Annotated in this window: 17 protein-coding genes; 2 read left to right on the top strand and 15 right to left on the bottom strand. The window is 63.6% G+C overall.

The annotated features are described in order from the left end of the window. Positions 1-24: 24 nt before the first annotated feature. Together AAAX75_RS01510 and AAAX75_RS01505 are read left to right on the top strand one after the other, a co-directional pair. Positions 25-765: a class B sortase gene (locus tag AAAX75_RS01510; protein ID WP_015760608.1), complete on the top strand. Its 741-nt coding sequence runs from the start codon at positions 25-27 to the stop codon at positions 763-765. Further along, positions 765-896, top strand: coding sequence for a hypothetical protein (locus AAAX75_RS01505; protein ID WP_013978957.1), 132 nt, complete (start codon positions 765-767; stop codon positions 894-896). Before AAAX75_RS01510 ends, AAAX75_RS01505 begins: the two co-directional genes overlap by 1 nt. A gap of 133 nt (positions 897-1,029) precedes the next feature. On the opposite strand, the gene AAAX75_RS01500 is transcribed toward AAAX75_RS01505, so the two are convergent. The 15 genes from AAAX75_RS01500 to AAAX75_RS01430 form a co-directional block, all read right to left on the bottom strand. After that, positions 1,030-1,611: a HEPN domain-containing protein gene (locus AAAX75_RS01500; protein ID WP_349090857.1), complete on the bottom strand. Its 582-nt coding sequence runs from the start codon at positions 1,609-1,611 to the stop codon at positions 1,030-1,032. A 53-nt stretch (positions 1,612-1,664) separates the two neighbouring features. Next, a complete protein-coding gene (locus tag AAAX75_RS01495; RefSeq protein WP_349090856.1) occupies positions 1,665-3,044 on the bottom strand; it encodes an ISL3 family transposase in 1,380 nt (459 codons plus the stop codon). Continuing rightward, positions 3,045-6,473 carry a DEAD/DEAH box helicase family protein gene (locus tag AAAX75_RS01490; RefSeq protein WP_015760611.1) on the bottom strand — a complete coding sequence of 1,143 codons (3,429 nt, stop codon included), beginning with the start codon at positions 6,471-6,473 and terminating at the stop codon, positions 3,045-3,047. A 2-nt stretch (positions 6,474-6,475) separates the two neighbouring features. Beyond that, the gene (locus tag AAAX75_RS01485) at positions 6,476-7,663 is read right to left on the bottom strand and encodes a restriction endonuclease subunit S (protein ID WP_015760612.1); all 1,188 of its coding nucleotides are present in this window, start codon (positions 7,661-7,663) and stop codon (positions 6,476-6,478) included. Next, the gene (locus AAAX75_RS01480; RefSeq protein WP_015760613.1) at positions 7,660-9,735 is read right to left on the bottom strand and encodes a class I SAM-dependent DNA methyltransferase; all 2,076 of its coding nucleotides are present in this window, start codon (positions 9,733-9,735) and stop codon (positions 7,660-7,662) included. Before AAAX75_RS01480 ends, AAAX75_RS01485 begins: the two co-directional genes overlap by 4 nt. Positions 9,736-10,011: 276 nt before the next feature. After that, a complete protein-coding gene (locus AAAX75_RS01475; RefSeq protein WP_015760614.1) occupies positions 10,012-10,977 on the bottom strand; it encodes an Abi family protein in 966 nt (321 codons plus the stop codon). A 190-nt stretch (positions 10,978-11,167) separates the two neighbouring features. Next, positions 11,168-11,740 carry a hypothetical protein gene (locus AAAX75_RS01470; RefSeq protein WP_013978955.1) on the bottom strand — a complete coding sequence of 191 codons (573 nt, stop codon included), beginning with the start codon at positions 11,738-11,740 and terminating at the stop codon, positions 11,168-11,170. Then, on the bottom strand, positions 11,737-12,987 hold the full coding sequence (locus AAAX75_RS01465) for a relaxase/mobilization nuclease domain-containing protein (RefSeq protein ID WP_013978954.1): 1,251 nt from the start codon (positions 12,985-12,987) through the stop codon (positions 11,737-11,739). Before AAAX75_RS01465 ends, AAAX75_RS01470 begins: the two co-directional genes overlap by 4 nt. Before the next feature lies 1 nt (position 12,988). After that, on the bottom strand, positions 12,989-13,417 hold the full coding sequence (locus AAAX75_RS01460; protein ID WP_013978953.1) for a DNA-binding protein: 429 nt from the start codon (positions 13,415-13,417) through the stop codon (positions 12,989-12,991). 254 nt (positions 13,418-13,671) lie between these two features. Then, positions 13,672-14,601, bottom strand: a complete 930-nt coding sequence (locus tag AAAX75_RS01455) for a ParB N-terminal domain-containing protein (protein WP_015760615.1) — start codon at positions 14,599-14,601, stop codon at positions 13,672-13,674. Continuing rightward, positions 14,594-15,355: a ParA family protein gene (locus AAAX75_RS01450; protein ID WP_015760616.1), complete on the bottom strand. Its 762-nt coding sequence runs from the start codon at positions 15,353-15,355 to the stop codon at positions 14,594-14,596. Before AAAX75_RS01450 ends, AAAX75_RS01455 begins: the two co-directional genes overlap by 8 nt. A gap of 171 nt (positions 15,356-15,526) precedes the next feature. After that, positions 15,527-15,898, bottom strand: coding sequence for a YraN family protein (locus AAAX75_RS01445; protein ID WP_015760617.1), 372 nt, complete (start codon positions 15,896-15,898; stop codon positions 15,527-15,529). Between the two features lie 365 nt (positions 15,899-16,263). After that, a complete protein-coding gene (locus AAAX75_RS01440) occupies positions 16,264-16,650 on the bottom strand; it encodes a hypothetical protein (protein ID WP_015760618.1) in 387 nt (128 codons plus the stop codon). After that, positions 16,650-17,723, bottom strand: a complete 1,074-nt coding sequence (locus AAAX75_RS01435) for a site-specific integrase (RefSeq protein ID WP_015760619.1) — start codon at positions 17,721-17,723, stop codon at positions 16,650-16,652. The genes AAAX75_RS01440 and AAAX75_RS01435 overlap by 1 nt, the downstream gene beginning before the upstream one ends. Next, positions 17,723-17,935 (bottom strand): hypothetical protein, encoded by a 213-nt coding sequence (locus tag AAAX75_RS01430; protein WP_015760620.1) that lies wholly within the window; start codon positions 17,933-17,935, stop codon positions 17,723-17,725. Before AAAX75_RS01430 ends, AAAX75_RS01435 begins: the two co-directional genes overlap by 1 nt. Between the last annotated feature and the right edge of the window lie 34 nt (positions 17,936-17,969).

Below are 17,969 nucleotides of genomic sequence, written 5' to 3'. Positions count from 1 at the left end.
CCGCCCGTCTTCCTGGAGGTTCAAGTGAGCACAAATATCAAGCAGCGATTTGCAATCATGGTGGCGGTGACAGCGCTGGTCGGTGCTGCGGCGTTGGGGTTGTGGCTCTTCAGCATCCATGACAGGGCGGCAGATGTAGACCCCTCTCCTATCTTGGCAGATGCTTCGGGAAGCGATGCGGCATCCGATGGCGCCCCGACGGTCGACTGGGAATTCTGGCTGTCGGTGAACCCCGACATCGTGGCGTGGGTGAGCGTCCCGGGGACTGATATTGACTATCCGGTGGTACAGGCGAGCGCCGACGATCCGACCTTCTACCTCGACCACGACGTCTACCGCGGCTGGAACCCCTACGGATGCCCCTACCTCGACGCCGGCTGCGCGGGGCGGGGAATCGACAGCCCGCTCGCTCTCATGTTCGGCCACCACATGAACGACGGCAGCATGTTCTCGGCATTCGCGAACTACTCGGACAGGGGGTTCGCGCAGGAGCATCAGGAGATTCTCCTGCAGACACCCGAGAGGGACATTCGCCTGAATGTCATCGCGGCGGACGTCGTGGATTCGAACGCTGAGCACAAGCGCCTGGAGTTCGCCGACGACGGAGAGCTCGGCTTTTGGCTCGAGAGGCTGCTGGCCGAAGCGGACGTCGTGCTCGACGTCGACGTTGAGGCGGATAGCGTCAAGGCGTTCTGCACCTGCAGCTACGGCAGGTGGAACGGGCACGAGAGGACGATAGTGTATGCGCGGGAGGAGGTGGTGTGATGCAATCGACCATATGCTTCTTCATCGGCATGGCGATGATGGCGTGCGCGATCGTGGGGTACGCCTGCATTCGGGTGGGCGCCATGAGCGAACGTGAGGAAATGCTCGCCGAGGGCAAGCGGGAACCCTAGGCTGCTTTCGGCAAAAAAAGGGTATGTAAAACAAGTGGTTGGAAATTGGTAAATCTCTGGTTGGTTGCTGTTGAGTCTAAATCAACTCATCCAACCATCTTTCTAACAGCTGGAGCTGCAATAATCCAACCACTTATTTAACGTCTCTATGTATCATGTCGAAGTCAATCAGCTCTAGTTGCTCTACGAACTTCTCTAGATATGAGGCGACTTCCTCGTCATTCACGAAGAGCGGCCTATCCTGCGTGAGCCTTCCTGAACTGTCCTGCGGATAGCGAAGACTGATGCCGTTGTCGTCGATGTCGGCTACGGCCTCTACGAATGCGCCCATATTTTTGATGGCCCTGTTGTCCTCACGGCACCTCTGCCCTGGGAACCTCGAGAGCAGTGAGCTCCACAGCTTCGTGAGGCTGTGCTCTCTCTTGGGCTCGACTCCGCACTTCCTAATCACCCTCTTGATAGCTAGTTCCATGCAGTGTCTCGTGAGGAACAGGACCGGGATCGCATAGGAGTGCTTCAGCATCACGTACATCCCAGGTCGGTCGATGGCCCTTCTTCCGGCGGCCGCCAGTTCCTTCGCGGCGTTGAGGAACGAGCGGATGAACTCCTCCTCGAACATCTCGCCCTTGAGTTTTTCCTTCATCAAGACGGATGAGTCGAGCAGGGAGAAATCCCTCAGGGTGGGGTCGTTAAAGCCGTTCATCTGGGGCTTCATCACTTGACGCCCCACGTATCTAGGAAATACATGCTCGGTGAATATGCTCCCCATTAATGGATCTCCCCAGTCGTTGCGTCGACCTTCACTCCCGACCTCGGGTCTATGAACTCGTCCACGGCCTCGTCCTCGCGGTCGGGCTCGGTCACGAAGAGCGGGCCGGGAGCATCGATGCGAGGGCCGATCGTGAGCCCGTTGCTCGCGATGATGCGGTCGAGGTTCTGCCTGCGGTAGAGGGTCCTTGCCCGAAGCGTCTCGAACGAGTATCCGCGCCCTCTCATGTCCGTTTCGTTGATGAGCCGGTTCGCGCACTCGGTGTAGCCGTTCGAGATGCGGCTGGGGCATTCCCAGTAGTTGAAGATGAACTCGCGGTGGTTCTGGACGGTCCGAGCAAGGGCTCTGAACGGATCGAACTCCCTGCCATCGGGAATTTCCCGAATCCAGGCGTCGAACGCCGCCTCAGCCTCCTCGCGTGAGGACGGATGGTCGTCGTAAATGCCGAAGAAGTCCTCCTTGAGGTCGTACGCGGTCATCAGCGTCGAGTAGGAGGGGTCTTCCCGTAGCGCCCTTAGGGCCGACGCCTCGTAGGGGCTGAGGTCGCGTGTCCGCTTCCTGAGGGCGTAGGCGAGGCCCTTCTTTAGCTCAAGGCGGCCCTTCCTGTCGAGGGCTCCCTGGAGGCCCTTGCGGACCGCGTCTAAGGCCTCGTTGGCTCCCCTCACGACATGGAAGTGGTCGATGACCCATGTCGCGTTCGGGGTGTACTTGGCTATGCTCCTCCAGAACGGCCGGTACATGTCGCTCGAGACCCATCGTACGCGCTCGAGGCCCTCCAACGAGGAGAAATAGGCGTCGAGGTCGGACTGCGTCCTGCCGGGCACCATGTCGAAGACCGTCCTGTGCTCGAGGTCGGTGATCACGGTCACCATGCCGACCCTCTTGAGGTTCTTCTCGTCTATGCCCAGGAACGCCGGCACCTTGAAGCGAAGCCTCGAGGCGTTCTCGCGGACGTAGTCCTCGAAGACGTTCTTCACGGTGACGTGCGAGAGCGGGTACTCCTCGGCGACCTCGCGGAAGGTGAGCCTGAGTGAGCGCTGGGCGATGTCGGCGTATGCCGCCTCCGTCATTCGGTGACCCGCGTCGACCCCGCCTATCGCCGGGCGCCACACGTAGCCGCACTCCGGGCATCGCATCCGCGGGAACCCTATCTCGAGCCTCGTCGGGATGCCCAAGTGTGGCGTCGACACAACGCCGACGGTCCTCGCGCCGTGGCTGTGCAGCGTCCCGCCGCACTCGGGGCACGATGCGGGGACGGGCCCGCGGTATCTCAGGTCGAACTGCTGGAGCCTCCTGCCGCAATCGACCTTGGTCGCACTGCCGATGAGCTCGCAGCCCCGGACGCCGAGCAGCTCCTCGACGTAGCCCGCCGCGCCCATCTATTCCCCCTTCGAGAGGTAGGAGGCGAGCTCGGCGATGTCGTAGCGCTTCCCCTGCGAGATGAGGTCGTACACCTGGTCGGCCAGGGGCTCGATCGCCTGCGGGTCGTCGAGCGCCTGCTCGGCGAGGTCTCCCAGCTCGTTGCTCATCATCGACATGAGGGCCCTGATGACGATGTTGCGCAGGCGCCCGTCCGCGAGGACAGCCTCCTTCGTGTTGCTCGTGTTCGTGATCTGCGTGTTGGTCACGGGGTCTGCCGCCACGGCGTCGGAGACCGCATTGACGGCTCGGGCCTTCACGAGGGGGTCGCCCTCGTCGCCCCACGTGCGGTTCAGCCTCTCCACGATCCTCGCCATGGTGTCGCGCTTGGGAGCGGCGCCTGAGCCGCCCGCGCCCATCGGCATGAGCTCGCCGCCCTCGACCCCCTCGGGGACCTTCTGGGCCGATATGCGGAAGTCCCGGAGCACGAGGCCGCGCACGTCGACGTCGTCGAGCGAGGTGCCCGCGATCCTGTGGCCGAGCAGCTTTGCGAAGCTGTAGAACACCTCGAGGTCGGGGTCGCCGAAGTCGAGCGCCTGGGACAGGAACGTGTAGGCGGAGCAGTACTTGGAGAGCTTCTTCCTGAAGGTCATCAGCTCCGCGACGCGTCCCGCCGCCTCGTCCGCGCTCCTCTTGGCCCTCTCCGCCTCCTCGGCCTCGCCGGCCGCCTCCGCCCGGTTGGCGCACTCCAGCCAAGTCTCGTAGGAGTCCCTGGCCGCCGCGAACCTCTCGCGGAAGATCTCGGCGGGCCCGGAGACGGCGGAGTAGAGGGCGGTCCTGTAGGCATCGCTCTCGCCGCCGGCTGCGAGGCCCTTGGACCTGTAGAGCGCCTCCTTGAACCCCTCGACGTCTCGCGTCGCGAACACGTCGGCCGCGTCGAGGGCGTCCTTCAGGTCGTAGACGACGTTCGGGTCCTGGGCCGCGCTCATCGTCGCGCCCTTGTCGTAGGTCTTGAAGGCGGCGAGAACCGTCTCGGGGTCGTTCACGAAGTCGACGACGAAGACCCTGTCCTTGCCGGAGCACGTCCTGTTGACGCGCGAGTAGGTCTGCACGATCTCGATGGCGTTGCCGAGCGGCTTGTCGACGTAGAGGGCGACTAGCTTCTTCTGGTCGAACCCGGTCTGGAACTTGTTGGCCACGATGAGCAGCCTGCTCTCGGGGCGGTCGAACGCCCTCTCGACCGGGCCCTGCCCGGTCGGGTTCATGTTGGCCTCGGTGTACTCGTATCCGCGCTCGATGAGGGCGAACGGGTTGTCCTCGAGGTACTCGTCCTCGGGCAGGACGCACCTGTCGCCCAGGACCTTCTGGGAGAAGGCGACGAGCGGCTCGCCGGGCACCTTGAAGCGCAGCCTCGGCTCGACCTTGGCGGGGTCGAGGTCCGGGCGGGCGCGGAGGTACGCCTCTATCGCGTACTTGTAGCGCACGACCTCGGGACGCCCGGAGGTGACGATCATGGCCTTGGCCTCGCCGTTCAGGAGCGGCGCCACGTTGTCGACGAAGTGGTCGATGATCCACTTGGCCTTCTCCATGACGTTCGTCGGGTGGAGCGAGCGCCACTTGGCGATCTTCCTCCTGGCGCGGCGCTCGTCGACGAGTCTCCCGTCGGCGTCCTCGGACTCGTCCTCGATTCTCGTGAGGGTCTTCAAGGGCACGTATCCCGAGAGCGGGTCGATGATGTAGCCCTCCTCGATCGCCTGCCGCATCGGGTAGAGGTGGAAGCTGCCCATGACCGGGTTGCCGTCCTCGTCCTCCTCGCCCGTCGGCGTGCCGAAGAGGGTCTTGGTCTCGGCCTTGGGGGTCGCGGTGAACGCGAGGAAGGAGACGTTCGGCGGCATGAGGTTGCTCGCCTGCATCTGGGCGAAGTAGGCGTCCATGACCGACCCGTCGTCGCCCGAGTCGTCGTCGAAGTCGAGCATCCTCTCGAACTTCAGCTTGTCCGCCGCCGCGTTGAAGGCGGTCTTGAGGGACGCCGCCGAGCTGCCCTCCTGGGAGCTGTGCGCCTCGTCGACGATCACCGCGAAGCCGGCGCCGTCGAGCTCGGGCAGCACCGCGATGTCCGGCCAGGCGTAGAGGAACGTCTGGATGGTGACCACGACGATCTCCCTCTTCTGGCGCAGGGCCTCGACGAGCTGGGAGCTCTTTGAGCCGTCCGAGACGGCGTTGCCCCTCTCGTCGCGGCCGATCATGACGACCTGTCCCGTCACCTTGGAGAGCTGGGAGATGGTCTTCTTTATGTTCTGGTCGAGCGACAGCCTGTCGGTGACCACCACGACGCTCGAGAACATCTTCTCGCCGTCCGCGCGGCGGAGCCTCGCGAGGTCGTGCGCAGCCCATGAGATGGTCTCGGTCTTGCCGGAGCCGGCCGAGTGCTCGATGAGGTAGCGGCGCCCCGCCCCGTGCTCGCGCGCGTCGGCCAGGACCTTCCTCTCGGCGTCGAACTGGTGGTAGCGGGGGAAGATCTGGGTCGCCTGTCTGCGCCACCGGCCGCTCGCGTCCTGCCTGTCCTCGACCTCCTCGAAGACGAAGCGGTCGAAGATGGACAGCCAGTTGTCGCGCTGGAGGATGGTGTCCCAGAGGTAGTGGGTCCTGTACTCGCCCTCCGGCGCGTCCGGGTTGCCCGCCCCGCCGTCGCGTCCCAGGTTGAACGGGAGGAAGCGGGGCCTCGCCGACTTGCTCGGGAAGGGGCCGAGGTTCGTGCACATCCAGACCTCGTCCTCGGAGACGGCGAAGTGGACCACGGCGCCCCTCTTGTACATGAGCAGCGGGTTCTTCCTGCCGCCGTCGGGCTCCACCGGCTTACGCTCGTCGGCGTACTCGTCGATGGCGTCACGCACGGTCTGGGTGAGCTCGGTCTTGACCTCGCCGGTGGCGACGGGGATGCCGTTGACGAACAGGACGAAGTCGAGAGACTTGCTCCCGGCGGTCTGGTAGTGGACCTGGTGCATGAAGCGCAGGATGTTGGCGTCGTAGCGCTCCCTCGCCCCGGGCACGCGCTCGTCGTCCGGGTAGCCCGCCATGCACTCGATGGTCTGATAGCCCGCCATCTGGAAGCCCTTGCGCAGCGTGAGGACGGTGCCGTTCCTCTCGAGACTCTTCACCAGGGCGCGCTTCAGCTGGTCGGCCCAGCGGGCGCCCTTCTCTCGGCGCATCTTGTCGAGCTTCTCCGGCGCGGTGGCCTCGAGCCAGGCGACGAAGTCGTCGAACACGAGTGCGTCGTTCGGGTCGAACCCCGTATCGTCAGGTGAGAGGGCCCAGCCCGAATGCTCCAGCCCTGCGACCTTGCGAGATATGTAGCGCTCGAACGGCGCCTCCTGATGGATCTTCCGGCTGCCGTCGAAACTGACGTCGAGATCGGATTTGCCTGGGATATGCATATCGACCTTTGTCATGGTTAGGCCTCCATACAGTCGATTTTGCCGGTCACGGCGTGGTGGATGACGGACTTGCGGTACTCGCCGAGCTTCTCGATGAGCTGCTCCTGGCGGGCGATTGCCTCGTCGATGGCCGCGCAGCGCTCGTCGAGGTAGTTCGCGACGGTTATTTGCGTTTCAAATGGGGGTTCAACTATGGTGATGCCCTTCATCTCTGCCCATTTTGTGGTCCAAAGGTCGTCTACTATTCCGTGACCGTTCTTATAAAACTCATCAGCAAACAGGGTCGTGTGAAACAACCAGTCATAGAAGCGTGGCTCCATATGTTCTCGGGGGATAAGTACCGTATTGATAAGGGATACGGAGCCATCTTGTCTTGCTATTCCGCATGATCCACGTCTATCTGACCTGCTGTTGATTACGAAGTCTCCCTCCATAACCAACTTCCTATCGTCATGCGCATCGGTCTTGGCAGCGCTATCAAGTTGAGGAACGATGCCTTGCATGGTTACGGACAATGGCTCGTAATCGCAATCGCTGACTTTCGTGTTGCGCAGGTCATAGACCTGTCCGATTTTCGTTAGACGCCAATTCGCCGGCACCTCGCCGATCCAGTCGACTCCGCTGTCCTTCATCTCTGTGTTCGGGTCGAGGCCCTTCGTCACGGCATGCGCAATGAGTGACTTCTTGTATTCCTTGAGCTTCCCGATGACATCGCGACGCTTCGCGACATCCTCGTCGATGGCCGCGCAGCGCTCATCGAGGTATGAGATGATTCGTCGCTGCTCCGCAAGTGGAGGGCGGGGGATTCTCGAATTGTCCCAGTCAAATTGAGTCATACTCGGCTTAGCCGTGTTGGTCATATATGGCTTAATGTCAACACAGGTTGCAGCATAGTAGAAGAACTTCAGTGAGAGCTTTTTACTTGTGATTTTCGCATCAAAAGCTGTATCGACGTTCCAGTAGAGCCCGGTAACAAGTTGGGGGCAATCTAATGTTCCCTTTCGTCCAAGAAGCACCGCTGGCCCATTCTTATGCTCGCCACAGGTTTTAAAGGGTTCGCCCCCGCTGCCCCAAACCGGAATATCACCAGGCGTTGTGGGGTCGGAGCCATGTCCAATTGAAACATCCGCCTTTATCGGAACGATTTCCCAGTTGACCGGCACCTCGCCGATCCAGTCAACGCCACTGTCCTTCGTCTCCCTCATGCCAGGAACCCCCTCATGAGCTCGCCGAGGCCGTCCTCGAGCTCGAGGATCTCCTTAGCGATGACTTGCGGGTCGCGAGGCTTCTCGTACTTGTAGAAATACCTGTTGAACGAGATGGTCGTTCCGACGACGCCAACCCCGCCGTCGCCGAGCGGGTTGGCCGTGAGCCCGCTCTTGGCGTCGTACTTCGGCTCGTCCTTTACGGACTCGTCCACCACGGCGTCGGGAGCGTAGGGCAGCACCTCGGTCGCCATGTAGTCGTTGATTTCCATGCCGATTGGAACGTTCTCCGTGTCCTTGAGCTCGGGGTCGAACACCGGATTGCCCTTCGCATCGATTGCGGGAGTCGCGGACGGGTCTCGACGTCCGAAGACCTTGACGAGGGCGTCGGCGAGGGCGGCCTTCTGTGGCTTGGGCTTTTCGATCGCTTTGTGAAGCTTCTCGGTCGCAGCCAGGACCTCGCTGTATGTGAGCGAGGCGCCCTCGTTCTTCTCAACCCAGGAGCGAATGGCGGCGCGGCTCGCGTCCGACAGCTTCTCCATGGGCTTGCTGAGGGTAAAGAGGGCATCCAGCCCATCGACCGAGGGCTCAATGACAACGCGCAGCGGGCGCTGCGTGGTCACCTTGCGGTACATGAAGTTCTCGACCGGGACGATGACCGACCTGCCGTGGTCGTGCCCGTCTACGTAGGTGCGCACGATCCACGCGGCCTGGTCCTCGCCGATCTCGTAGCGCTTGTTCCCTTGGCTCTTGCGCAGGGCGGTCTTCTCCTCCGAGGCGTCGATGAGCTGCACGTACCCCTTGCGGTTCTCCGGCTTGTGGTTGTTGAGCACCCAGATGTAGGTTGCGATGCCCGTGCGGTAGAAGATCTCGGTCGGCAGCTTCACGATGCAGTCGACGAGGTCCTCGCTGAACAGCCAGCGGCGGATGCCCGATGGCCCGCTGCCGGCATCCCCGTTGAACAGCGGGGAGCCCGAGAGCACGATGGCGGCCTTCCCGCCGCCCTCCTTGGGAGGGGCCATCTTCGCCGCGACGTTCTGCATGAAGAGCATGCTGCCGTCGTCGATGTCGGGCTTGCCGGCGCCGAACCTGCCATCGAACCCACGGCCCATCTCCTCGAGGACGGCGTCCTTCTCCTTCTTCCACTCCTTGCCGTAGGGCGGGTTCGTGAGCTGGTAGTTGAAGGTGCGTCCCTCGAACCTGTCGTCGTCGAGGGTGTCGCCGAGCATGATGCCGGCCGACAGGTCGGTCATCTGGTCGAGCACGTCTCCCGAGCCCCCGGCGATATTGCGCAGCATGAGCGCGGCCTTGCCCATGGCCCAGGTCGCGTCCTCGAGCTCCTGGCCGTAGGGGACAATCTTGGTTGGGCTCTTGAAGTGCCCCTTGTCGTGCCACTCGTCGAGCTGGTCGAGCGCGTCGCAGATGAAGCCGCAGGTGCCGCAGCTGCCGTCGTAGAGCGTGCGGATGTCGCCGTTGTCGGCGTTGAGGAGCGTGTCCTCGTTCGCGAACAGGAGCGCCGTGGCGAGCCTCGCCACGTCCTTCGGCGTCATGAAGTCCTCGGCGTCCTGCGAGATCTCCTCGCCGTATCGCTGGATGAGGTGCTCGTAGATGTCGGTCATCATGCGGTCGGAGACCGTCTCGGGCCCGAGGTCGAAGCCCGAGAAGCGTGTGCACACCTCGTAGAGCATGCCCTTCTCATCAAGCTTCTCGCAGGTCTGGCGCATCTCGAAGCGCTGCAGGACCTCGCGGGCGTTCACGGAGAAGCCGTTGATGTAGGCCATGAGGGCGTCACAGGTCTTCGTCGCCCCGAGGTTGGAGAGCGTGAAGCTCGTGACGTTGTAGAAGCAGTGGCCGGAGAGGGCGCAGTACTTCGGGTCGTCGTCGTCCCAGACTCCCTTGGCGGCCTGTCTGCTCACGGCCGCCCGCGTAGGCTCGAGGGCGCACTCGAAGCGCCTCAGCACAGCGAAGGGAAGGATGAGCTTGTTGTAGTCGGCGGGGCGGATGACGTCGCGCACGTAGTTCGCGATGCTCCATATCTCATTAACGTAGTCGAACGCGGTCTTATCGGCCATGGTCGGACCTCTCTGCGTAAAATACATTCCCAACCATGTATTTTACAACCTAGGTCCCTCATTTGGGTTAATGGCCAACCAATTGTTCAACAAATCTGGTAAGTGGTATCACCAACCACTGATTTAACGAACTCAACCAGTATATTTACATACCCCAAAAAAATAGGGCAGAAACGCTTTCGCGATCCCGCCCCGCAAACCCGAAGGTTTCTGTCTGGCTATAATTATCGTGATTGCGGCCCGTTTGTCAAATCGAGCATATAGGATTTACCAGTATCACCGTTGGCTCAGCCATGCCTGGAAGACCTTTGACAGAAAGTCGTATGCCGAGATGATAGTCGTGTTCCCCCTGTACCAATCCGAGTTCTCCTCTGCACGTTGCCTAAATGCCAGGAATCCGTCGTATGCTCTCGCCTGCCTTTCTCGGGTGACGAAACGGTTGCAGGCATAGGCGAGCACCGTCGTCTGGAGCACTCGCGGATTGCGCATCTTGGATCGTCTCAGGCGCTTCGAGACACCTGCGTCGCCGAGCGCTTTCGCGACCGATGCGGGGTATCTCGTCGACGTGGCCGAGGAGATACCCAAGCCGTTGATGATGGCGCTCGAATGGGCAGCGGCGTTCCTGAGCGAATTCGCTCGCCTGAGAAGGTAATGGTCATCTCTCATTTCCGTATCGCCCCATCGGTTTGCGCAGAAGAGGTAGAAGCTGGCAAACGCGCCGAACGACGACAGCTCCAGGAACACCCATGCCGGCATCTCGTCTAGCGGATAGCGCTCGACGAGCGGTCCGAGGTAGGCGTCGTTCTCCAAGCGCGAGATCTCGCCTTCGCGCCTGTTGCGCTCGGCGTGGTTGAGGTGCGTGAGGTAGTCGGCGAGGACGGAGTAGCCGTCCTCGTTGCGATTGTCGGTTATTTTCTCGACGAGTTTTGTCTTGGCGGCGTTCTCCACGTCGAGTGTGAGCGGCAGCAGGAACCTGCGCAGTTCCTGGTCTATCCCCGCGAGGTCGACCAGTTGCCCGAAGTCGAGCTCGGCATACTCGCCGTCGTGCTTGCCGCCCACCCGTTTGGGAAAGAGCACGCGGTACGCCGCGAGGCGGAAGTAGTGGTCCTGCTCGGAGAGGATGCGAGAGGCCTCTCCCTCGTCGCACAGCTCGAAGGTCACGCCCTTGGACTTCAGGTGCTCTATCTGCTCCTCGACGGTGAGCTTGGGCTTTCTTTTATTATCTTCTGCGATTTCGTTCATAGCTTCGATCTTTCGTGCTTGGATAGGGATCGGTCTCGAGGGACGGAATGCGCGCCGTTTCTCAATTATCCTTCTTTTCGCATGCAATTGCGCGTGAAACGGCGATTGGAAGGTGCGCCTTGCCTACATGAACCGGAACACCGCCTTGAACATCCAGCGGACGAACGCCCCGATTCCCCTGAACACCGCTTTAATCATTTCCGAATCCTTCCATCCAATCGTCTTCCATGTCGTCTGCTGGCACCTCCTGTGCCGCTTCGGCCTCGACCGCCCTTTCGAGTGTAAGCGGAGTGACGCCGACCGCCTCCGCCATGAGCGCCTGGCTTGCCGCCAGCCTCTCGTCGTCGTTCGCCAGGTAGCCGCTCAGCCTCACGATGCGGCTGGCGAGCGACCCTCCGGGCCCGACGAAGAGGGCGCAAGCGCGATCTACCCTGGCGACGTCCACGAGCTCGCCGAAGAGCCTCGCGAGCACCGTCGAGCCGTCCAGGGTGACGCTCTCGATTCCGGCGGCCTCTCTCGGGGTGGCGAGCTGGAACCTCCAGCCCTTCTCGCGCCTCGCCTCGGGGGCCTCTCCGCCGTCTGTCCGGTAGGCCTCGTTCGCGGCGTAGCAGTGCGCCGTGAGCCAGAGGCCCTTCTTCTCGACGTCTGCGTAGTCGAGCGTGAGATCGGCGAGCATGCTCTTGCCCGAGAACGGCTGCGCCTCGGTGAAACGGTCGGTGTCGAACGCCTCGATGCGCCCGCGGTAGGCGACCTCCACCCTCATCGGAGCTCCCTCCTTTCTCGCCGCCGTTCCTGCTGTGCCTGCGTCTCGCGGCTACGCGGTTTCGCGTCGCCGCGCCTGACGGGCGCTTCCTCGCCCTGCGGCTGCCTTTGCCGCCTTGTCTGCGCGGTTTCGGGCAGGAGCCTGTTCGCCGCCGCGTATGCGCGCACCTCGCGCAGCGCTTCCGCCCGTTCGGCGGAATCGCCGTCGGCGCGGCCTTCGAGCCTTTCGATCCTCCTGTCGAGGTCTGCCAGGCTGTGCGCGTTCGCGGACATGAACGCCTCTATCGCGCCGGCGAGACGTTCCAGCTCCGACAGGTCGTTCAGCTCGATGGCGCTTTCGGCTTCGGAGAGTATCCGTCGGGATGCCGCCGGGGCTGGGTGCCAGGCGGCGATCCTGTCGAAGCGCCGCCTGAGCGCCTCCTGGCCGAAGGAGAGCCCCAGCTTCTCGCCTCCGATGCGCCAGGTGGGGTGGTCTGAAAGCGAGTAGATCCAGTCACGTCGCCACGACTTCTCCGAGTTCTGCGAAACATCCACTTCGAGCGCCTCGAGCACGGCCATGAACTCGTCCTCGTTGCGGGCGAGCGCCTTGGCCACCGTGACCCGGTTGCGGATGTCTGCGACCCACGAGTAGCCACCCTCTTTCTGGATCTCCCGCTCGGCGCGCCGCATGTATACGCTCTGCAGCGTCGCGGGCGTCGCCTTGCGCGTCTGCCCCTCGTCCTCCTCCCTCACGGTGTCGTTGCGCATGAAGCGATATCCGCGTTCCTCTGCGAGATCCTGAAGGCTGCGGTTGAGCTCCAGCGGGTCGGGGGTCTGCAGCCTGCGTTCGGTGGCGAGGTTGGTGTTGTTGACGACGATGTGGGCGTGGGGGATCCTGCGCTCGTTGTCGTCGTGCAGGACAATCGCCGCCTCGAAGTCGGCGAAGTGCCTGAGCGCCCAGGCGCTCGCGAGCTCCGCCACCTGGTCTGCGGTCAAGCCGTCTTGAGGATCGGGCGACATGACGAAATGCTTGAAGGTCCTCGCCGGCTTGCCCCGATACGGGGTGTCGTTGCCGCAGGCGCGCCTCGTCGCGTCCATCGAGTCCGCCCAGTCGAACCCGGCCGGGGCGGCCGAGACGTCCTCGAAGGCGCGCTCCTCCTGCCATGCGAAGTTCATGACCATGATCCCGAGGGCGCGCCCTCCCTTCTCGAGGTAGTGCTTTATGCCGGCGCATCCCGTGTGGCCGGCTATGGGCTTCAGCAGCGGCATGCTAGTCTCCGCCCACTATGGCACGGCCTTCGAGCGAGGCAAGCTCGCCCGCCATCTCGCAGCGACCCTCGTCGACCTGCGCGAGCAGAAGCGCGCACTCGTCGAGCTTGCTGGACACCCACTCCAGGTCGCCCCTTCCGTGGTCCAGCGCGAACTTGATGGAGTTGAGGGCGTGCACGCCCTGGTTGTAGTGGTGCCCCCACCTGACGAGCTCGCGGGAGAGCCTGCGCATTGAGAGTCCGTCGAGCAGCACGCCTCCGCGCTTCGCGTTCTCGGCATCGTCCGCGACCATGCGGGCGACGTAGCGCAGGTACTCGGAGCGGGTGAGCCCCTCCTCGTCGGCGCGCTCACAGACCGCGCGGAAGTCCGCGTCGCTCACGCGGGCGGTCAGCACGTTGTCGTATCTCAAGACCTTCGTCATCTTCTCCATCCTTCGCATCCTCCGCCGCCCCGATGCGGTGGAGGCTCGGGCGGCGCTCTTTCCAGGGGCGCGGGGCATCCCCCGCATGGCGCGGGCCGGGGAGCTTGCGGCAGCTTCGCGCGCCCGGCGGCGTCGCCTCCGCTTCGGGCTCTGGGCTCCGGGGCGGGGTGCGCCGTGCGCCCAGGCCGCCATCTATCTCGTGTATACGAGATAGGCTACTTGCTGGAAACGGTGCAGGAGCCCCTTCGGGCGCCTGCATGGGACTAAATGCGTCCAAGGAGCCTGCTGGCCGTTCTCGAGATCTTCTCGAGCACCTGCCTGTCCAGCCCGCTCGGCGGGTTTTCCGCCTTCGACTCGTAGCGCCTGAGCGCGCGAAGGGCGCTTGCGAGCGCCGCCGCGGGCTTGGGCGCGGGGCCCTTCACGTCTTCTTCGGCGGCGGGCTCGGCGGTCGACTTCTTGAGGAACTCGGTCGTCTCCTTCTTGCCCAGGGGCTGCGCCCGCCATGTCGCATGGAGCCGGTCCTGCGCATCGGAATCCAGATCGGCGAGGATCCCCACGGCGTCCGCCGAGAGCGCGTCCGCGAGCGCGGCCTCGCGCCACTGGGGCGTGAGCCTCTCCTCGATCTTGCGCGCGAGCGACTCCTGGCGCTGGATGGTCTTGCCCGATACCTTGCGTCCGGTCTGCTCGGATATGATCGCCGCCTTGATGTCCTCGGTGCGCACGCCGGAAAGCTCGGGGTTCTCGGCGCGCATGCGCTCGACCTCCACGCCGAGCGCACGGCTCGCCGCCGCGCGCTCGGTCACGGTGAGGCTGCGCACGAAGTAGTTGGCGGCGTGCAGCAGCATGACCGACTGCTCGTCGGTGATGCCCCGGATGACGCGGCAGGGGATCTGGGCGTATTTCTCATCTTCTTTCGCGAGGAGTGCGTAGGCCGCCTTTCGGCGGTGCCCGCTCACCATCTGCCAGCCGCCGTCGTCGAGCTTGCGCACGAGCGGCAGGTCGGTGAGCCCCTCCTCCTCGATGCTCTTCGCGAGCTGCGCGATGCCGGCCTCGTCCATCGAGTAGGCGGCGTTGGCGGGGTGATCGGCTATCTCTTCGATGGGGATCCTCTCGACGGGGTAGTCGTTGCGGGTCGATGCGCTCCTGTCGAGCAGCCCGGAGATGGTGAACCCCGATGTCGTGGGTTTAGCCATGGAGCACCTCCTCGGCGAGCGCCTCGTAGTCCTTGGCGGGCCGGCTGTTCGGCTTGAAGGCCGCGACGGGCTGCCACTGCCAGCTTCCCTCGCAGACCTTCGAGCTCGCGTGGATGACGGTGGCGAACTGGTTGTCGGGGAAGTACGCGTCGAGCACGTCGGCCCCGGTGGCCTCCGCGTTGGTCATGAGCCCGGGCACGCACGTGCGCAGGATGCGCCATGCGGGCGTGGGCACGCGCAGCGCGTCGGAGATGGACTCGATGGCGCTGACCGTGAGGGCGGTGCCGCGCATGACGGTGGAGTCGAGCTTCACCGGCACGATCACCATGCCGTCGCCCGCAGCGGCTAGGTAGGCGTTGAAGGCGAGGCGCTTCATCGTGGGGCTGCAGTCCACGATGCAGACGTCGTAGTCGCCCGCGCAGTCGTCGAGCGCGAAGCGAAGGCGCTGCTCGCGCAGGAGCAGCTCGTTCTGGTCGACGAGTTCTATGGTCGAGGGCACGACGGAGAGCCCATCGGCCTCGGTTTCGAAGGCAACGTCGCCGACGGGCGCGTTCCCGTAGAGGAGCTCGACGGCTCCCCGACGCTCGGCCGCGGCGCGGTCGTAGAGCCCGAAGAAGTCCGTGGCCGACGCCTGCGGGTCCAGGTCTATCAGGAGCGTCCTCAGGCCCCGCCTGGCGTAGATGGTGGCGAGGTTGACTGCAGTGGTGGTCTTTCCGACCCCGCCCTTGTAGTTCGATATCGCGAGCGTCCTCATGCTTCCTCCGTCCTCTCTGCGATCGTCGATGGCGTTTACCCCGAGTATACAGAACGGAAACGTTCTGTTAATACTGACCGTTCGCCATGGGGTGGCGGTTCGCCATGGGGCGAGCCGCCTGCAAACGGCCCCCTCCGTCCGGAGGGGGCCTGCCCAGGCGGGCCGGAGGTCCTAGGCCTCGCCGAAGGCGTTGATGTGGTGCCTGAGCAGCGCGCGGTCCTCTCCGACGACAATCATGCTGATCTTGTCGAACCTCACGCCGACCGATTCGGCGAAGTCGTTCTCGACGAGCCAGGAGACCGCGAGCAGCTCCATCGTCTCGCGATCGTTCCTCCCGTCGCCGAAGCCGGCGCCGGAGTTCGGGCGCGCGGAGACGTCGACGAACACGAGGTCGTCGGACTCGGGGTCGCGTGCGACCAGGTCGATGGTTCCTCTCGTCTCGGGCGACTTCCACCCGGTCGCGAGCGTCTCGTAGCCGCGGACCTCGAGGAAGCGGGCCGCCGCCTCGACCGCCCTGTCCTGGAGAGTGGGATTGGTGTTCATGGTGACCTCCGTTCGGTTGGGGCGGAGCCCCTTGCCCCGCCTTGTGGCATCGGGGCCGCACCGCCTGCCGCGCCCCGCAAGGGAGGAAGCGAAGGCGCGTTCCTCGCCCCATCGGGCCGTTGGTTTTCCGAAGCCCGGAGGGCGCTTTGTTTTGCCGCTTTCGCCTTTTCTCTCGGGCGGCAAAAGAAATCGGAAAAGCATCGCGACCCTTGCGGGGCGCATCGGGCGGCTGTGCGAGCCTTTGATGCCCAAGGAGGAGGCAAGGCGATCCGATCGAACGGAGCCCGCCGTGCCGCGAATGCCCCCAGGAGGCTGTCTGAGGGTCGGCTGCTCGGGGGAAGCCCTTGCCGGGCCGCCCGGCGGAGCTAGCCCCTCGCCATCCTGAGAACCGCCGCGTCCTGCTGCGCCACGTCGTCCCCGACCGCCCCGAGCTCGTCGGCGCCGAGGTCGACGAACACGCGCGTCAGCACCTGCATGAGCTCGATGAGGCGCTCGTCGATGCCGTCGGCGCTCCTGAGCCTCCTGAGCTCGACGTAGACGGATTTCATCTGGTCGCGCAGCATCCTATAGACCCTCACGTTCGGGCTGACGTTTATGTCGCGGCACTCGAGCCTGGAGGTTATGTAGTCCTGCTTGGTCATGCCGCTTGCCGCGACGAGGGCGTTTATCACCTCGTCCTCCTCCGGCGAGACCCGGAACGCTATCGTCTTGCTGCGCCGGCGCCCTTTGTAGTCGACGATCGGCCTGGACATCAGGGCCTCCTTCCCTGGTCGAGCGCCGCTGCCATGTCCGACTGCTTGCTGGGGAAGAGGTGGGCGTAGCGAAGCGTCATCTCGTAGGTCTCGTGCCCCAGCCGGTCCGCTATGGCGATCGCGCTGAACCCCATCTCTATGAGGAGCGAGACGTGGCTGTGGCGAAGGTCGTGGATCCGGATGGGCTCGAGCCCGCATGCGGCGCAGCCGCGCTTCATCTCGTGGTGCAGGTAGCTTTTGGTGAAGCAGAAGATGCGGCAGGCGCGCCGCTCCTCAGGGATGGATCCGAGGAAATCGGCGAGCTCGTCCGCGAGGAACTCCGGCATGACCACATCCCTCTTCGATTTGGGCGTCTTGGGGGAGGTGATGACGTCCCTCCTCCGAATCCGCTGGTAGCTCTTGGTGACGTGGATGAGGCACTTTCCAAGGTCGATGTCGTTCGGTTCGAGGGCGAGGAGCTCGCCGACCCTCAAGCCGCACCAGTACAGGATCTCGAACGCGTAGAAGCTGGCTGGCTTGTCCATCACCTCCTCGCTGAACGCGAGGTACTGCTCCTTCGTCCAGAACCTCATCTCTGCGCCTTTCCGCTCGCCGATCTTGATTGTCGGGGTGGCGGGGCTCTTTCCCAGGCCGTAGTACTTGACCGCGTGGTTGAAGATGGCGCTCAGCTGGTTGTTTATGGTTCTCAGGTAGGTGCCGCTGTACGGCTTCCCCTCGTCGTCGTACGAGCCCACCATCCTGTTCTGCCAGTCAACCACGTCTTTGGGGGTGATGTCGCACATCCTCTTCGGCCCGAAGAACGGCACTATCTTCGTGCGGATGATGTGCTCCTTGGTGAGCCAGGTGTTGAGCTTGAGCCTTGGCCTCACGTCTTCGGAGTACCTCTTCACGAACGCCTCGAAGGGCATCGACATGGACCCGTCGGCAGAGGCCAGGAAATCAGCCTCCCACGCCAAGGCATCGCCCTTGGTCGCGAACCCCCGTTTCACCTTGTGCTTGCGGTTGCCGTCGATGTCGCTGTAGTAGCACTGGACGTACCAGGAGCCCGTCTTCCCGTTCATGTAGGCGGGCATCAGCGGGCCTCTTGTCTGGGGGCGGCGTCTCCGCAGTGGAAGCGCTCGTAGAAATACTTTCGGCTCACCTTCCCTTTGATGGTGGTGTAGCCTCTCTGCTCCATCTCGGAGTTCAGCATCCTGATGATGCGGTAGGCGTAGGGCCTGCTGATGCCGAGGGCGTGCATGACCTCCTCGACGCCCATGATCACCGGCTTAGAATTCTGCTCCATATCTTCCTCCTTCGTTCGATGAACAGAACAGAAA

The sequence above is a fragment of the Collinsella sp. CLA-ER-H7 genome (genome assembly GCF_040092345.1).
Taxonomy (GTDB): Bacteria; Actinomycetota; Coriobacteriia; order Coriobacteriales; family Coriobacteriaceae; genus Collinsella.
Note: the sequence above shows the minus strand (reverse complement) of the source record. Positions and strands in the feature narration are given on the sequence as shown.

What these genes read in the sequence shown, in the direction of transcription:
- AAAX75_RS01505 (WP_013978957.1), top strand. Translation starts at nt 765, where the DNA reads ATGCAATCGACCATATGCTTCTTCATCGGCATGGCGATGATGGCGTGC.
- AAAX75_RS01500 (WP_349090857.1), bottom strand. Translation starts at nt 1,611, where the DNA reads ATGAAGCCCCAGATGAACGGCTTTAACGACCCCACCCTGAGGGATTTC.
- AAAX75_RS01495 (WP_349090856.1), bottom strand. Translation starts at nt 3,044, where the DNA reads ATGGGCGCGGCGGGCTACGTCGAGGAGCTGCTCGGCGTCCGGGGCTGC.
- AAAX75_RS01490 (WP_015760611.1), bottom strand. Translation starts at nt 6,473, where the DNA reads ATGACAAAGGTCGATATGCATATCCCAGGCAAATCCGATCTCGACGTC.
- AAAX75_RS01485 (WP_015760612.1), bottom strand. Translation starts at nt 7,663, where the DNA reads ATGAGGGAGACGAAGGACAGTGGCGTTGACTGGATCGGCGAGGTGCCG.
- AAAX75_RS01480 (WP_015760613.1), bottom strand. Translation starts at nt 9,735, where the DNA reads ATGGCCGATAAGACCGCGTTCGACTACGTTAATGAGATATGGAGCATC.
- AAAX75_RS01475 (WP_015760614.1), bottom strand. Translation starts at nt 10,977, where the DNA reads ATGAACGAAATCGCAGAAGATAATAAAAGAAAGCCCAAGCTCACCGTC.
- AAAX75_RS01470 (WP_013978955.1), bottom strand. Translation starts at nt 11,740, where the DNA reads ATGAGGGTGGAGGTCGCCTACCGCGGGCGCATCGAGGCGTTCGACACC.
- AAAX75_RS01465 (WP_013978954.1), bottom strand. Translation starts at nt 12,987, where the DNA reads ATGCCGCTGCTGAAGCCCATAGCCGGCCACACGGGATGCGCCGGCATA.
- AAAX75_RS01460 (WP_013978953.1), bottom strand. Translation starts at nt 13,417, where the DNA reads ATGGAGAAGATGACGAAGGTCTTGAGATACGACAACGTGCTGACCGCC.
- AAAX75_RS01455 (WP_015760615.1), bottom strand. Translation starts at nt 14,601, where the DNA reads ATGGCTAAACCCACGACATCGGGGTTCACCATCTCCGGGCTGCTCGAC.
- AAAX75_RS01450 (WP_015760616.1), bottom strand. Translation starts at nt 15,355, where the DNA reads ATGAGGACGCTCGCGATATCGAACTACAAGGGCGGGGTCGGAAAGACC.
- AAAX75_RS01445 (WP_015760617.1), bottom strand. Translation starts at nt 15,898, where the DNA reads ATGAACACCAATCCCACTCTCCAGGACAGGGCGGTCGAGGCGGCGGCC.
- AAAX75_RS01440 (WP_015760618.1), bottom strand. Translation starts at nt 16,650, where the DNA reads ATGTCCAGGCCGATCGTCGACTACAAAGGGCGCCGGCGCAGCAAGACG.
- AAAX75_RS01435 (WP_015760619.1), bottom strand. Translation starts at nt 17,723, where the DNA reads ATGCCCGCCTACATGAACGGGAAGACGGGCTCCTGGTACGTCCAGTGC.
- AAAX75_RS01430 (WP_015760620.1), bottom strand. Translation starts at nt 17,935, where the DNA reads ATGGAGCAGAATTCTAAGCCGGTGATCATGGGCGTCGAGGAGGTCATG.